13 protein-coding genes and 1 pseudogene are annotated in these 15,948 nt (G+C 59.7%); 7 read left to right on the forward strand and 7 right to left on the reverse strand.

The features are described 5' to 3' along the window. Positions 1-166 precede the first annotated feature (166 nt). Complete coding sequence (gene aspT / locus FLP30_RS01640) at positions 167-1,855, reverse strand: aspartate-alanine antiporter (protein ID WP_149278058.1); 1,689 nt, start codon at positions 1,853-1,855, stop codon at positions 167-169. Between the two features lie 108 nt (positions 1,856-1,963). Then, positions 1,964-3,394, reverse strand: a complete 1,431-nt coding sequence (locus tag FLP30_RS01645) for a glutamate decarboxylase (RefSeq protein WP_149278059.1) — start codon at positions 3,392-3,394, stop codon at positions 1,964-1,966. Positions 3,395-4,289: 895 nt separating this feature from the next. Here FLP30_RS01645 and FLP30_RS01650 point away from each other — a divergent pair. After that, positions 4,290-4,385, forward strand: a pseudogene (locus FLP30_RS01650) (IS5/IS1182 family transposase); the annotation flags it as partial. Between the two features lie 16 nt (positions 4,386-4,401). On the opposite strand, the gene FLP30_RS01655 reads toward FLP30_RS01650, so the two are convergent. Genes FLP30_RS01655 through gmk form a run of 4 tightly spaced genes read right to left on the reverse strand, consistent with a single transcriptional unit; the run spans position 4,402 to position 9,202 of the window. Then, positions 4,402-5,898: a replicative DNA helicase gene (locus FLP30_RS01655; RefSeq protein ID WP_149278060.1), complete on the reverse strand. Its 1,497-nt coding sequence runs from the start codon at positions 5,896-5,898 to the stop codon at positions 4,402-4,404. Positions 5,899-5,940: 42 nt separating this feature from the next. After that, complete coding sequence (locus FLP30_RS01660; protein WP_149278061.1) at positions 5,941-7,113, reverse strand: AGE family epimerase/isomerase; 1,173 nt, start codon at positions 7,111-7,113, stop codon at positions 5,941-5,943. Further along, positions 7,110-8,543, reverse strand: a complete 1,434-nt coding sequence (gene rfaE1 / locus FLP30_RS01665; RefSeq protein WP_149278062.1) for a D-glycero-beta-D-manno-heptose-7-phosphate kinase — start codon at positions 8,541-8,543, stop codon at positions 7,110-7,112. Before rfaE1 ends, FLP30_RS01660 begins: the two co-directional genes overlap by 4 nt. A gap of 8 nt (positions 8,544-8,551) precedes the next feature. Continuing rightward, complete coding sequence (gene gmk, locus FLP30_RS01670) at positions 8,552-9,202, reverse strand: guanylate kinase (protein ID WP_149280151.1); 651 nt, start codon at positions 9,200-9,202, stop codon at positions 8,552-8,554. A gap of 101 nt (positions 9,203-9,303) precedes the next feature. Between gmk and FLP30_RS01675 the strand changes: the two genes are divergently transcribed. Continuing rightward, a complete protein-coding gene (locus tag FLP30_RS01675; protein WP_149278063.1) occupies positions 9,304-10,122 on the forward strand; it encodes an SDR family NAD(P)-dependent oxidoreductase in 819 nt (272 codons plus the stop codon). Positions 10,123-10,173: 51 nt separating this feature from the next. Further along, positions 10,174-11,517, forward strand: a complete 1,344-nt coding sequence (locus tag FLP30_RS01680) for a purine-cytosine permease family protein (protein ID WP_149278064.1) — start codon at positions 10,174-10,176, stop codon at positions 11,515-11,517. On the opposite strand, the gene rlmB is transcribed toward FLP30_RS01680, so the two are convergent. Then, positions 11,481-12,299, reverse strand: coding sequence for a 23S rRNA (guanosine(2251)-2'-O)-methyltransferase RlmB (gene rlmB / locus FLP30_RS01685; protein WP_149278065.1), 819 nt, complete (start codon positions 12,297-12,299; stop codon positions 11,481-11,483). The genes FLP30_RS01680 and rlmB overlap by 37 nt on opposite strands. A 192-nt stretch (positions 12,300-12,491) precedes the next feature. On the opposite strand from rlmB, the gene FLP30_RS01690 reads away from it, so the two are divergent. The 4 genes from FLP30_RS01690 (at position 12,492) to FLP30_RS01705 (ending at position 15,948) form a co-directional block, all read left to right on the forward strand. Beyond that, complete coding sequence (locus tag FLP30_RS01690) at positions 12,492-13,151, forward strand: ribonuclease D (protein WP_149280152.1); 660 nt, start codon at positions 12,492-12,494, stop codon at positions 13,149-13,151. A gap of 99 nt (positions 13,152-13,250) precedes the next feature. Continuing rightward, positions 13,251-14,255, forward strand: coding sequence for a KpsF/GutQ family sugar-phosphate isomerase (locus FLP30_RS01695; protein ID WP_149280153.1), 1,005 nt, complete (start codon positions 13,251-13,253; stop codon positions 14,253-14,255). After that, on the forward strand, positions 14,252-14,989 hold the full coding sequence (lptC, locus tag FLP30_RS01700) for an LPS export ABC transporter periplasmic protein LptC (protein WP_149278066.1): 738 nt from the start codon (positions 14,252-14,254) through the stop codon (positions 14,987-14,989). Before FLP30_RS01695 ends, lptC begins: the two co-directional genes overlap by 4 nt. A gap of 2 nt (positions 14,990-14,991) precedes the next feature. After that, positions 14,992-15,948 (forward strand): LptA/OstA family protein, encoded by a 957-nt coding sequence (locus FLP30_RS01705; RefSeq protein WP_149278067.1) that lies wholly within the window; start codon positions 14,992-14,994, stop codon positions 15,946-15,948.

A 15,948-nucleotide genomic window follows, 5' to 3' on the forward strand; every position in this document is an offset into this window, starting at 1 on the left:
TGGCTTTGCGTAGCACCAGACATCCGCATGGACGCATGTGGTCTGAAATTGTGATCCCGGAAAAGGATCAAAAAAATCGCTGCCTTGTTCACAGGGGCAAGCACCCTCACCCCTGTGAGCATCAGGCACGGGGGCTTTCGCCCCTCTCTTAAAAGCGGAAAACTGCTTATGTCATAAGCAGAATAATCACCATACCCCAAATGGTCAGGAGCGTGTTCCCAACGGCGTATGTCACTGTATAGCCCAGAGTAGGCACCTGGCTGTGGGCTATCTCGTTGATCATGCCCAACGCAGCGGTTGTTGTTCTGGCACCCGCGCACGCACCCAGCAGAATGGCCGGATGGAAGCGGAACAGATACTTGCCAATAAAGATCGAGAGTACCAGCGGCAATGTGGTTGCAAACACACCCCACAGGAAGATACCAGCCCCCAGATGCTCCAACCCGGCGACAAAGGTTGGACCCGATGCAATGCCAACACCCGCGATAAAGACATTCAGCCCAACCGAATTCATAAACCAGACGGTTGATGTGGGAATATAGCCGAAAGTCGGATGAATAGACCTGATCCACCCCGTGATCAGCCCGGCAATCAGCGCGCCACCAGCCGTTGAGAGTGTGAGCGGGATAGAGCCGATATGGATGGTGATGGCTCCGATCAGGCACCCGATCGTAATAGCCAGCGCCAGCGTCATGACATCGGTGATGCTGCCAGGACGGTCAACACGCCCCCAGGCCTTTGCTGCGATTGTCGTATCAGCCGTACGCCCGCTGACCGAAAGAACGTCACCCCGCTGTACAACTGTTTTGGGCAGGAGGGGAATTTCCTCTCCGGTCAGACCACGGGATATTTTGCACAGAAAAACACCGTGTGCTTCAGGCATTTTGGAAATTTGTGCAATCGTCTTGCCCGCAATGGCCTTGCTGGTCACAAAGACATCAATCCCTTCCATCGGAACAGACAGCAACTCGCGGTCATCAACTTCCTTGGCGTGTGCGCCAATAACGTCAATCAACACATGGCGCGGCCCTGTGATGGCCAGAATATCCCCTGTTTTGACAACGGCATCACTTTTTGCCGCCAGTATCTCCGTTCCTCGCCGGAGGCGTTCGATAAAAACACCACCATGAGGAAAAAGATGTTCAATCTCCGAGACCGTCTGGCCGTTGACAGCGGTGGTCTCCCCTACCTGGAAAGCCCGGATTTCGTAAGGATGCCATGCCAGATCACCACTCTGGGCGTGGTTCATGCCGCCCATGCTGCTCTCGTAGTCCGCGCATTCCTTGACAATATCAATACGCAGGAGCTTAGGCCCAAGCAGGGCAAGGATAATGGCCGAGCCAACCGTGCCGAACAGATAGGTGACCGCATAGGCAACCGGCATTTCATTCAGCAGGCTCTGTTTTTGCGCCCCTGAGATGGAAAGCTGATTAATGCTGTCAGTCGCCAGCCCCATTGAGGCAGACAGAGTTTGCGATCCCGCAAAAAGACCCGCAGCAGTGCCTGCATTATACCCGGCCAAACGTGCCGCAAGCCAGGTGGAACCAAGGCACAGCAGACAGACAACAACCGCAAAAAGCGCCTGTTTTAAGCCATCTTTTGCAAGGCCCCGTACAAACTGCGGCCCGACGCCGTATCCGACTGCAAACAGAAAGAGCAGGAAGAAGAAGGACCCAACCATGGGCGAGATCGGGATATTGAGCTGCCCGATGGCCACTGCGGCAATCAGCGTGGAGGTAACAGCCCCCAGGCCAAGGCCACGATAATTAAATTTTCCGAACCAGTAACCGAAGGCCAGAGCAATGAAGACTGCAATCGGGGGGTAGGTTCTCAGTACGGTTTCGATCCATGCCATGGCAGGAACTGCTCCGGGGAAAGTTCGGGGTGAAGAAATGAAAAAACTGCCACGATCATTTCAAGAACGTGGCAGTTTTTTCAATGGTCAATTCTGTAAAAAGGCGTGTTACGGCGCTTTTGCTGGCAGGGCACCTTTGGACAGAGCATGGTGCGGTGTCTGCTGGCTTTCCTTACCCAGAGGAGTTGCGGGCTTGTGCGTCTCCAGATACTCGATGGAGCGCTTGACGTCCTCAAGGAAGAGGTCTGCCATATCACGGGTAAAGCCGTGACGGACAAGCACGCGCATGACAACAACGTCCGTGATGTTTGGCAGCATGGTGTAGGCCGCAGCCTGCCAGCCACGTGTGCGCAAACGGTCAGAGAGGTCAAAGAGCGACCAGCTCGGAGCGCCATCCTGCTTGAGCATCCACGAAACGCCGGGGATGCCCTTTTTGCTGTCCCCGTCAAAGAACAGGTGGAACGGCCCGATCTTGACGATCTCTTGTGCAATATGGGCTGCCGTATCGTACATATTGTCGAGCAGGCGACGATACCCATCCCGGCCAAGGCGCAGGAAGAGGTAATACTGCGCGATAATCTGCCCACCGGGACGGGAGAAGTTGAGCGCAAATGTCGGCATGTTGCCGCCCAGATAGTTGACCCAGAAAATCAGGTCGTCGGGCAGGTCAGACTTGTCACGCCACACAACCCAGCCCACACCGAGCGGGGCAAGACCATATTTGTGGCCAGAGGCGTTGATGGAGGCGACACGCGGGATACGAAAATCCCATGCCATGTCAGGCTCTTTGAACGGTGCGGTAAACCCGCCGGATGCGGCGTCAACATGGATGGGAATATCCAGCCCTGTTTCGGCCTGCAGTTTGTCCAGCGCTGCGGCAATTTCGGCAACGGGCTCGTACTGGCAGGTAAAGGTCACGCCAAAAGTCGGCATAACCGCAATCGTGTTTTCGTCCACCCGCTTCAGCACTTCTTCAGCATTCATGCTGATCCGGTCGCGCTCAAGCGGAATTTCGCGGATTTCAACATCGAAGTAACGGGCAAACTTATGCCAACACACCTGCACAGGGCCGGTTACAATGTTGGGACGGTCTGTCGGACGACCAGCAGCCTTGGCTTTTTCGCGCCAGCGCCATTTCAGCGCCAAACCACCAAGCATGGCGGCTTCGCTGGAGCCAATGGTGGCACAGCCGATGGAGTTTTTAAGCTCTGGTGCATTCCACAGATCAGCAAGGATGCTGACACAGCGGCGCTCAATTTCTGCTGTTGCGGGATACTCGTCCTTATCGATCATATTTTTATCGATAGCGAGATCCATCAGCCGGTGAATTTCCGGCTCCATCCAGGTCTGGCCAAAGGTTGCCAGGTTCTGGCGGGCGTTCCCGTCAAGAAACAGCTCATCACGGATGAGAGCCTCGGCAACATCAGGACGCATTTCGCCTTTGGGAAAACGAAACTTGGGAACGGTTATGTCCGCAGACCGGGTTGCATAAAGATCAGCGTCCGCCTCGGACGAGGTCGGCTTTTCCTGAATCGGCATTAAGGTAGCCTTTCATGCTTGTGCTGTTAACCGTAGGCAAGGGCGATAACATGCTTTGCAATAACAGAAATTGACAAAGATCAATTTAACAATCCGAAAAAAGAAAACAATACAAATATTCATTCCGAATATGGAATATAAAGAAAAAATTCATCAGATCAATATTCTATTATTAGTATATTACTAAATGATAGCTCTACGAAATGACTTTCCACTTTGAAATGTGACTGTTCTTAATCCCACACGCTATTGTCCTGTTGTTGACAGAAAACGCTTTACTTAGTGTCCATTAGAATAATGACTAATGACTTGATGGAAAAAAAGACGCTTTGTTCAATATAGACTTCTAGATATGAAAGTATGAACGTACCAATCGGGTAGCGTCGTCAGTCTTTGCACTTTTTATACAGATGTCAGTTGCAAGGCGGCTCTAATTTCAGGTATTTTATGTGGAATACAGGCAATCAGATGAAAACGAACAGGACACTCTTGGCTTGTCGCCGGCATGGAGTTTTGAATTCAGTCCACCTTTTACACGTCCAATAACCTGGCGGAGAAAAACTCCTTTTTGAACAGTCTGCCTGTATCGGTCAGCACGCCTGTAAATCACAGGGCATTATTCAATCCAATCAATGAATAGGCCCCAAGCCTATCGAAGGCATTTCAAAATTAACGACAAAAAGATAATTGCCTGCTGTATTCTCTATGAGATAGACGATGTTAGGATACATATGGAGGGTTCGAAAACCCCTCCTTAAGCACTTTTAGTGCATAGCAATATCAATGGCTTATAATTCTGCATCCAGCGGAAAAGAGGGTTTTTCGAACCTTCCAGGTTGCCTTATGCAAAAGCACATACTTATGACGCTGACGATAAGGCCGTTAACCCCAACGAGTGAAGGATTACGAACAACAGATCGACGTGGCAGAGGTCATGGTCCACATTGCCATGGAAGAAAGCCTCATCCTACGCCGATCCGCTCATCCGTGAGTTCCCAAAAGGGCTCTCAGGGTTCGTGAATGGTATCCAGGTCCGCAAAGCGTGTGTATTCACCTTCGAAGAACAGATTGATGGTGCCTGTGGGACCATGACGCTGCTTTTCAAGGATCAGTTCGGCCTTGTTATGGACCAACCCCATTTTACGCTGCCAGTCGTCCATCGCGGCTGAATATTTGTCCATGGAATCAAAAGCTGTTTCCTTGGGCATGCGCTGTTGCAGATAATATTCGTCACGATAAACAAACATCACGGCGTCGGCGTCCTGCTCGATCGAACCGGATTCACGCAGGTCCGACAGCATGGGGCGCTTGTCTTCCCGGCTTTCCACCTGTCGGGAAAGCTGGGACAGCGCCAGCACCGGCACTTCCAGTTCCTTGGCGATGGCTTTGAGCCCCTGCGTAATCATGGAAATTTCCAGCACGCGGCTTTCCGGCCTGCTGCCGACCGACGGGCGCATAAGCTGCAAATAGTCCACCACCACAAGGCTAAGACCCTGCGTGCGCTTTAGCCTGCGGCAACGTGTCCGCATGGCGGAGAGGGAAATTGCCGGAGTGTCATCAATCACCAGCGGCAGGGATGCCAGTTCGTGGCTGACACGCACAAAACGGTCAAACTCCTTCTGCCCGATATCACCCCGCCGTATACGCTCGCCCGACACTTCCGCCTGTTCGGACAGAATACGGGTAGCCAACTGCTCGGCCGACATTTCGAGCGAGAAAATGGCCACACTCCCTTTGGGGCGCTCCCCCTTTTCCTCGGCAGCCCGCAGGAGAGAGCGGGCGGCAGAGAAGGCCATTTTTGTTGCCAGCGCGGTCTTGCCCATGGCGGGGCGTCCGGCCAGAATCAACAAATCGGATGGGTGCAGGCCACCGGTTTTCTTGTCCATGTCCCGCAGGCCCGATGTCAGCCCCGTAACATGCCCGGCACTCTGGAATGCCTGCGCCGCGACCTCGATCGCACCTGCCAGTGCCTTGTTGAAAGGCACAAAGTCGCCATCCTTACCTTTTTCAGTCGCCAGTTTGAAAAGCGCTTCTTCCCCGGCTTCAATCTGGTCCTGACCAGACAGACCGCTGGAAACACCAAAGGCGTTGTTAACAACGTTTTCGCCAATATCAATCAACTGACGGCGCAGCCAAGCGTCGTGGATGGCGCGCCCGTAATCCCCCGCGTTGATAATGCCGACCATCGAGGTCAGCAACTGGCCCATGTAAGCCATGCCACCAACAGAATCGAGAATACCCGAGTGTTCCAGCTCCGCCCGCATGGTCACGGGGTCGGCCAGTTGCCCGCCCTCAATCCGGCGGGCCAGAGCCTCATAGATACGGCCGTTCACACGGCTGGAAAAATGCTCGCCCGCCAGAAAGTCTGAAACCCGGTCATAGGCTCTGTTATTGGTCAGCAGCGCGCCAAGCAGCGCCTGCTCCGCCTCGACATTGGCTGGGGGCTGCCGCAGGCCAACAGCCAGCAAAGCGCCATTTGAGTTGTTCTCTTGGGTGTCCGTCATACCCGTGCCTGTAGCAGGTTTAGCCCCCGTGCCGGAAGGGCATCACCCTCCACCCGTCGCACCGTGTCCCACGGCCTGATCGAGGCTCTCATACGCCGTGACGATATGGTACAGCGAACTGGTAGGAATACGATCCGCCACACCACGGCCCTGCCCATCCAACTGGTCGATCCATGTGCCCGGAGGACAGTTGATAAAATAACGATCAAGCAGATTGGTCGCAACAGTCACAGCCAGCGCGGCATCCTGCTCTGGGGCATGGCTTAAAAGACCCCGCAAGGCTTCCCCCTGCACCCATAGGCGAAAACCGTCCTTGATAACCGTGCCGTGACGATCCAGTGCATCATGCACCAGCCCTGTTGCGGCAGCCACACCATGCTGGCGGGCAAAGCTGTAAAGTGCGTGCGCCTGTCTTGTGGTATCTACCCCTGTCAGACCCCGGTAGGCATGTAGCAGCCAGACCCATTCAAAATGGTGCCCCGGCTCCACCCATTGCCCGGCCGCCCCGGCTGCGGGCTGCCAATCGGGGCCAAAATATTCCCCCAGCGTGCCAGTCTCTGCATCCTGAAAACGGGTGCTGAAAAGCGCGTAAATAGCGTGCGCCAGAGCGAGGTCTTTCTCGTCCCCCGTGGTCTGGTAAAGGGCCAGAACAGCCTCGAATAGATGCATATGGGGGTTTTGCTGCCGGTCCTCCCCCGCATCAGGCAGGCAGTTGAGGAAACCGCCATCAGGCAGGCTCATGGCCTGTACAATCCAGCCCAGCGTGGCCCGTGCAGACTGCACGGCCTGGCCAGAGGACCCCTCCAACCGGCCATACCAAGCCAGGGCAAACACCACGAAGGCAAGGTCATACAAATCCGCCGTGGGGTCCAGCACCGCCCCCGTGCGTGACAGCCTGCGCGCCCAGCCGCCATCGGCCTGCCGGGCGTGCAACAGAAACCTGAAAATGCCCTCCGCCCGCGCCGCACCCTCCGGCCAGCCCCGCAAAGCCGCCCAGGAAAACACAAAAAGCTGCCGTGCCTGCACGCGCACCCGTTTGAAACCGGGAAATGCAGGCTCACCAGCCAGTGTCAGACATTCCTGTGCCCCCAACAGGGCGGGGGCAGTCTTGTCCCCGTCACACCCGACACTGGCCCAGACTGGCAGCGCCTGCCCGAACAACCAGTGGGCAAACCGTTCCCTGGCTGCCCCAAGACTGCTGGCGGGGGCTGTCATGCGCCGCGCGCCCGCCCGATAATGGCTGTTGTGGAATGCCCGGCCCGCAAATCGGCCAATAACAAGCGCCCTCCGGCAGCCTGCACAATATCCGCCCCCACGACATCCTCCGGCCGGTAGTCTGCCCCTTTGACCAGCACATCAGGCATAAGGGCGCGGATGGTTTCCAGCGGTGTGTCGTCATCAAACGCCACAACAGCATCCACATGGCGGATGGCCGCAATAACCGTGGCACGGGCTTGCAGGGTATTGACCGGGCGCTCCGGCCCCTTCAGCCGCCGGATGCTCGCATCGGTATTCAGCGCCACAACCAGCCTGTCGCAGGCGGCCCGGGCCTGAGCCAGCAGGCTGACATGACCGGGGTGGAGAATGTCAAAACAGCCGTTGGTAAAACCGACCTTAAGCCCCCGTGCCTGCCAGCGGGCAACCTGCGCCTGCGCTGCGGGAAACGAGAGCAGATGCGCCACAGCCTCTGGCCCGCCCTGCTCATCCAGCTCATTCAGCACTTCCTGAATATCGGCAGTGGCGGTGCCAAGCTTGCCCACAACAACCCCGGCTGCGGCATTGGCCACCCGCATGGCCTGCTCCAACGGCATGCCCGCGCCAGAGGCCAGCGCCATGGAGGCAATAACCGTATCCCCCGCCCCCGAGACATCAAACACCTCCCGCGCATGGGCGGGTATGGACAGGGCCGGGCCATCGTGCCGGACCAGCATCATGCCTTTTTCCGACCGGGTTGCCAGAATGGCACCCGCCTGGGTCTGCGCCATAATGCTGCGGGCGGCGGCCTCAACCTGCGCTTCGGTGTCCACCGGCATGGCCGAGGCCTGCGCCAGTTCACGCGCATTGGGCGTAATACAGGCCGCTCCCTTGTAGCGGGTATAATCGGTGCCTTTGGGGTCCACAAAAAAGGGAATCCCGTGGCAGCGGGCCTGCTCCGCCAGATGCGCCACCACATCAGGGGCGCAGACACCCTTGCCATAATCCGACACGACAATGGCCTGCACGGAGGCAATATGCGCATCAATAGCCGCACATAGGGCCGCGGCCTCGTGGGGTTGCAAGGGGGCGTGGCTTTCCTCATCCACGCGCACCACCTGCTGGTGGGCCGCGATAAAGCGGGTTTTGCAGATTGTGGGCCGGTCCGCGCTGGGAGCTGTTGCGTCCCGCAGGCCGGGTTGCCGCGCCAGAGCGGCACGCAGGGTTACCCCGGCATCATCCTGCCCGGTCAGCCCCACCAGAATGGCCTGCCCGCCGAGGGACAGGATATTGCTGGCCACATTGCCAGCACCACCTGGCATTTCCCGCCTGGAATCGAGCAAAAGCACCGGCACCGGTGCCTCGGGCGAAATCCGTTCCATACGACCGTATAAAAACCGGTCGAGCATGATATCACCCACGCACAGGACCGTTATGGCGGAAAAATCCATACTGTTCCTCAGACCCCGAATGTGCCCACAAACTGCCCCAACCCCGTCTGGCGGGCAACTGCCAGCCGGGCTGCCAGCAGCACGGCCCGGGCCTGATCTATGGCGCGGTCCAACTCCATGTTGATGATAGCGTAGTCAAATTCTTTCCAATGGGAAATTTCGTCCCGCGCGGCGGCCATCCTGCGGGCAATTTCATCAGGGTGGTCCGAGGCACGGCCATGCAGGCGGCGCTCCAGTTCCTCCAGAGACGGAGGCAGCACAAACAGGCTGACAACATCATGCGGCAAGGCATGACGGATCTGCTGGTGGCCCTGCCAGTCAATGTCAAACACCATGTCGTGCCCGGCAGCCAGGGCGGCTTCCACCGGGGCGCGGGGAGTGCCGTAGCCACGCCCGAACACCGTCGCCCATTCCAGCAGTTCCCCCGCTGCGGCCATGGCTTCAAACTGCTCCATAGTGCGGAAATGGTAGTGCGTGCCCTCTTTTTCACCCGGTCTGGGCTGGCGGGTCGTGACCGAGACAGAATGCCGCAAGCGATTGTCCGACGCCCGCAAGGCGTTGGCTATGGTGGATTTACCCGCCCCCGATGGGGCTGAAATGACAAGGCACACCCCCCGTCGCGTTGCCGTTGCCCCGTGTCCTACACCTGTATGCACCATGCCGTATCCCGCATATTCCCAGTTCCAGTATTGCCCCTTCATGCCAGAAGCCGCCATGCTGCGCCACAGGCTGCAACAGGACGCGGGAAACCAACACGCTGATGAAATACGCCTCTGTCCTTATTACCGGAGCATCATCTGGCATCGGCCAGGGTCTTGCCCTTATGCTCGCACGCCCAGGCCGCAGGCTGCTGCTGGGTGGGCGTAACACCCCCCGGCTGGAGGAAACCGCACGCCAGTGCATAGCGCGCGGTGCCGATGCGCGCATACAGGCCACCGATGTGACCAATCAGGCAGCCATGACAGACTGGGTCAGCAGCGCAGGCCCACTCAACCTCGTGCTCGCCTGTGCGGGCATTACCGGCGGCACCCGCCTGACAGAACAACCAGACCCCGCCCCCTATGAACCCGACACCCAAATACGCCGTATTTTTGAAACTGACCTGACAGGCGTGCTGAACACGGTGTTGCCTGCCCTTGCCCTCATGCGGGGGCAGCCCCGCAGTGTGGAGGGCATACGCGGGCGCATTTGTGCCATTGCATCGGTTGCGGGGTTTGTTTCCTTCCCCGGCACACCCGCCTATTCGGCAGCAAAGGCGGCGGTCGATCGTTTTATGGTCGCCAGCGGTGCCAATGCCCGGCGCGAGGGCATTATGCTCAGTTCCGTCGTCTGCGGGTTTGTGGATACCCCTATGGTCGCGCGCAACCGCTTTGCCATGCCGGGTCTGACCGATACACACTCGGCCTGCCGTCGTATCCTGCGCGGGGTCGGGCGTAACGAGCGCCGGATTATCTTCCCCCGCTGGCTGGTCGCCGGGTCCCGCTTTATGGACCTGCTGCCAATCCGTCTGGCAGAAGCCTATTACACCCGCCAGCCTGCCGCCGCCCCTGATGGCATGCCCGCAGCCGACCTGTCCTGAAAAGGCTGGCTGCGTTCCTTTTCCACCCCCAGTTTCAGGACACCTACCCCCATGACCGGGAATACTCCCTCCCCCCACAGCCTGATGGAAGACCTGTCGGCTGCTGCCGTGCGTGAACCTGTGCCGCTGGACAGGCGCACCATGAAAATGGACCGGGTATTCTGGAGCCACTTTTCCCCCAACCTCGGTCCGGGCGGATGGGTCACAGGGGCGTTGCTGACCAGCATGGGGCTGGACTTTCGCACAGGGGTGGCCGCCGTGCTGCTGGGCAACCTGATCGGCGCCCTGCCTGTGGCCCTTGCAGCCGCCATCGGCCCTGCCACCGGACTGACCCAGATGGAGGCATCACGCCGGGCGCTGGGGCAGACCGGGGTGCGTGTGCCAGCGTTCCTCAACTGGATTTACTGTGTGGGGTGGGACGCGGTCAACAACGTGCCCGCCGCAACCGCGTTGATGACCCTGCTGCTGACTGTAGGGCTGGCAGCCCCGTTCTGGCTGGCGCTGGCCATATTAGCCGGGGTGCAGATGGTGGCCTCCATCTACGGCCACCATGTCGTGCAGGCGTTGCAGAAATACCTTGGTGCGGTCCTGCTTGTGGTCTTTGCCGTCATGGGCGTTGTGTTTGCCCTGCGGGGGCAAGCGCCGCTGGCAGCACACCATGCCACAAGCCTGGGCACCTTTTTGCTGGCTGTGGGTATTCTCGTCAGCTTCAATCTCTCGTGGGCGTCATATTCCTCTGACTACACCCGTTATCTGCCTGCCGGATCAAACCCCAAAAAAGTGGTCCTGCTGGCTCTGGCAGGGCTGCTGGGTTCAGCGATTCCGTTTCAGATTCTGGGGCTTGTCTGCGCTGGCAGCATGGCCGATGCCTCGCCCATTACTGTCATTGCCTCGCTCCGACAGGCCATGGGGCCGTTGGGCTCAGTGGCGCTGGCCGCCATTGCGCTGTCGTCCATTACCGGCAACTCCTTCAACGACAACACAGCCAGCTACAGCCTGATTTCGGCCGGGCTGCATGTGCCCCGTGTAGCGGCTGCCATCCTGACCGCAGCCTTGGGCTACGGGCTGGCCGTGGCAGGGGCCGGACGCTATGCCAGCCTGTATACCGATTACCTGCTTGTCACGATGTACTGGATTGCGCCGTGGATCGGCATTGTGCTGGCGGACTGGTATTGCGGCGATCGCAGGCTGCATCCCGCCCCTGCGGACTGGACACGGGGGGCTACGATTTTTGCCGTAACCTCCGTGCTGACCATTGCCCTATTTTCCACCAGCAGCCTGTATACCGGCCCCGTTGCCCGGTGGTTGGGCGGGGCCGATATTGGCTATTACATTGGCTTTTTTGGTGCGGCCCTGTGTTATGCGCTGGGCATGCCAAGGCGTGTGAGTTCATAAAGCCCCACCGCTGCCGCCACGGACACATTCAGGCTTTCCATCTCGCCTGGCATGTACAGGCCTGCGATTTCGTCACACCGCTCCCGCGTAAGGCGGCGCAGGCCACGCCCCTCGGCCCCCAGCACCAGTGCAACGCGCCGCCCCTCGAACGTGCGGCCGTTCAGCACCGAACCCCCGGCATCCAGCCCGACGGTCCAGCAGCCTGCTTTTTGCAATATTTCCAGCGCACGGGACAGGTTGACCTCCCGCACGATCGGCACGCTTTCCAGCGCGCCGGAGGCCGCCTTGGCCAGCACGGCTGTCTCTTCCGGCGCGTTCCGGTCCTGCACGACAAGACAGGCTGCACCAAAGGCCGCAGCCGAGCGCAGAATAGCCCCGACATTCCGCGGGTCTGTCACCTGGTCCAGCACCAGCACGGGGCCGGGGCGTTCCAGCGCATCTTCCAAGGCGGGAGAGACCAGTTGCCGCGCCAGCAGCGCCACGCCCTGGTGCACAGCATCTGGGCCCAGCATGTCGTCCAGCCTGCTGCGGGGCACGATTTCGGCCTCCACATGCAGTACGGCCCCAGCCTGCACGGCTTCCTGCACAGCCGGATGTTCGGCCTCGGTCACCCACAGGCGTTCACACTGGCGTTCCGGATTGGCCAGGGCCGCTGCAACGGCGTGGGTGCCAAACAGCCAGCAGCTTCCTGCCGGGGCCGAAGCCCCACTGTCGCGCCCGCCCGAACCCTGACCACTGGAGCGGGGGCGGCGGGCGGGGCGGCCATTACGGAGTGAACGCATGGGGGCGGGTTTCCTGACGTGCTGAATGAGTGATCCTGTCCCTCCCCTAGCGCAACACCCCGGCCTCCGCCTATCCCCCCGATGCTGCGTCCGTGCGCTGACATGCGGGCGGGAATGGACATTCAACGCACGCGGCTGTATCGGTCAGTTGCAAAGCACCACGCATGCAGCATGCACATTCATGGAGCGGTCATGACCTCTGCCCCGACCTCTTCCGAAGGCGCCATCACCCTCCACCGCGATGACCTGCCCGACGGCCTGACCTTTAACGGCTCCGTTGCCGTCGACACCGAGACCATGGGCCTGAACCCGCACCGCGACAGGCTGTGCCTTGTCCAGCTTTCCGCCGGGGATGGCACGGCCCATCTGGTCCAGCTCAGGCCCGTCAGCCTGGGTGGGCGGGGGTATGACTGCCCCAACCTCAAGAGCGTTCTGGCAGACCCCGGCCTGACCAAAATCATGCACTTCGCGCGCTTTGATGTCGCCATTTTGCAACATGCGCTGGGCATTACGGTGCAGCCCGTGGTATGCACCAAAATAGCGGCACGCCTTGTACGCACTTTTACCGACCGCCACGGTCTGGCGGCCCTGTGCCGCGACTTGCTGGGGGTGGAACTGAGCAAGCAGCAACAGACATCGGACTGGGGGGCAGAAAACCTCAAGCCTGAGCAACTGGCCTATGCGGCCTCAGACGTCCTGTACCTGCATGCGCTCTGGGCAAAAATGGATAGCCTGCTGGAACGCGAAGACCGGCGCGCTCTGGCACAGGCCTGTTTTGACTTTCTGCCCGCCCGCGCACGTCTGGACCTGATGGGATACGAGGACCCGGATATTTTTGCCCACAGGGCCTGAACCGCCCGTACCGACTGGCTGCGGTCCTCATGCGCCAGCCATAGTTCCTTCCCGCATCGGAATTTTCCAGCCATGACCATGCCCCAGGCTTCCAGCACAATGCACCGCGCGCAGAACACCGGCATCTGGTCCGATGGCCACACGGCTGTCCGCACCATCCGCATCGAACGTGCGGGTCTGGATGCCCTGGCCACAGCGTTTGAGGACATGAACGGCCTTGGCGGCGCGTTCCACCGGGCGCTGGATATTCTGATCACCCTTCCTGGCCGCATCGTTGTCACTGGTATTGGCAAATCGGGGCATATTGCGCGCAAGGTGCAGGCAACTCTGGCGTCAACCGGCACGCCAAGCCTGTTCGTGCACCCGGCCGAGGCCTCCCACGGGGACCTGGGTATGATCCAGAAGGACGATGCCATTCTGGCCTTTTCCAACTCTGGTGAGACCACAGAACTGGGCGATATTGCCACGCATGCCTGTAGCAGCGGTATGCCCCTGCTGGCAGTAACAAGCCATGCGGACTCCACCCTGGCCTGTGCTGCCACCGTCGCGCTGACCCTGCCCGCCATGCCCGAGGCCTGCCCCATGGGGCTGGCCCCCACCACCAGCACCCTGATGCAGCTTGCCTTTGGTGATGCTCTGGCCGTTACCCTGCTGCGCCTGCGTGGCTTTACCGCCACCGATTTTGGCGCGTTCCACCCCGGTGGGCACCTTGGCGCGCGCCTGCGCACGGTGCGCCAGCTTATGCGCACAGGCGCAGCCCTGCCCCTGGCCCACCCGACAACCCCCATGCGCGATGTCATTGTGGAAATGACCCAGAAAGCCCTGGGCTGCGTTGGCATTGTTGACGACAATGGTGAACTGGCAGGCCTGATTACAGACGGCGACCTGCGCCGCGCTCTGGACCACGACCTGACAACCACGCTGGCGAAAGATGTCATGAACCTTTCCCCGCTGACCACCAGGCCCGACCTTTTTGCCTCTGAAGCCCTGCGTGTCATGAACGAGCGCTCAAGGCCCATTACATCCCTGTTCGTGCTCAACTCCCAGCAGCAGCCCATTGGGGTTGTTCATGTGCACGACCTGATCCGAGCCGGAGTCGGATGAACACCCCACCAGACAACCACCCCCAGCGCGACGATTTTTCCCGCCCGGAAGAAACAACCCGGCTGCGCCGCGCCATTCTGGCCACGGCCACCGCACGCCGCGCACCGCCCGACGCCAGCCATCTGGCCCGTCGCAGCGCCCTGCTGCGACGGGCCAAATGGATCCTGCCTGCCCTGGCCTTGGCCCTGCTGGCCAGCATTGCCATCTGGCCGGAAATGGACAGGCTGATCAACGCCAACAAGACCACCCTGAAGGAACTGGCGAAGGTCAAGATCGAAAGCGGCAATCTGGTCGGCGTGACCTACCGAGGCGTGGATGAACACAACCGCCCCTTCATGATTACCGCCGACAATGTCCGCCAGGGGCACGACAGCAAGCTGAACCTGACCAACCCGCAGGCGGATATTCTGACCAGTGGCGGCACTTGGCTGCTGGCCCATGCCCAGCATGGCATTTACATGCAGCACGCCCAGATCCTTGATCTGACAGGGGATGTCACCCTCTACCGTAACGACGGGTTGATGATGCTCAGCCCCGTGGCGGATATTGACATCCGCCGCGGCATTATTGTCTCCAACACATGGGTACGGGCAGAAGGGCCGTTTGGCACGCTGGACGCCAGCGGCTACCTGCTGTCCCAGCATGACGGCATTGCCCAGTTCCGTGGCCCGGGCAGGCTTATCCTCAACGACGATCGCAACAGCCAGCACGCCCAGAACGAAAAGGCCCCCTGATCATGCATGACTGCTTCCGGCTTTCACGGCTGACACGCACAGGTGCCGTGCTGGGTCTTCTGGCCAGCCTGCCCACAGCAGCCGCTCAGGCTCAGGCCATCGACCTCTCCCACGGTGGGCAGATTGCCATTACTGCTGCCGGTGGGTTTGACTGGGACCAGAACCAGAAAAAGGTCACCGCCTACGATCAGGCCAAGGCTGTACGGGGTGATGTGACCGTCACCGCTGACAAGCTGATTGCCTATTACCGCAAAAAACCCACCGGTACGCCCCAACCGCAGGCGGAAACAGCCCCCCCGGCCAGCCCCGCCAAAACCGCGACTGAGGAAGGGCAGGATTCCGGCGCGAACGAAATCTACCGACTGGAAGCCGTGGGGCATGTCCATATTTTCACCCCCACCGATCAGGCTTGGGGGGAAAAAGCCGTTTACGACATGGACAACGCCGTGCTGGTCATGACCGGCGGCAACCTGCGCCTGGCCACACCGCAGGATGTGCTGACCGCACGGGACTCCATGGAGTATTATACCCAAAAACACATGTCCATCGGCCGGGGCAACGCCACTGTCACCACCAATGACCACCGCCAGATCCGGGCGGATGTGCTGGTGGGTTACAGCGGCCCGGCTGGCGATTCTGCTGCCAAAAAGCAGAAGGACACAGGTGGCAACCCGCTTGGGGCTGCATCGGGCAAGCTGGAAAAGGTCAACGCCTTTGGCCATGTCTGGGTGCGTACACAGACCGAGATCGTTACCGGCGACCGGGGCGTATATGTGCCTGACAGCGGTATCGCCCGGATTGTCGGCAACGTGCACATCACCCGTGGGCCCAACCAGATTCAGGGGGCGGCTGCCGTTATCAACCTGAAGACCGGCATCGCCACCATGACGGAACACCCCGGCGGTCGTGTCAGCGGTGTTGTCCTGCCCAACAATAATGACACATCGGACAGGAAATAG

The organism is Acetobacter vaccinii, from assembly GCF_008365315.1.
In the GTDB taxonomy this organism is placed as follows: Bacteria; Pseudomonadota; Alphaproteobacteria; order Acetobacterales; family Acetobacteraceae; genus Acetobacter; species Acetobacter vaccinii.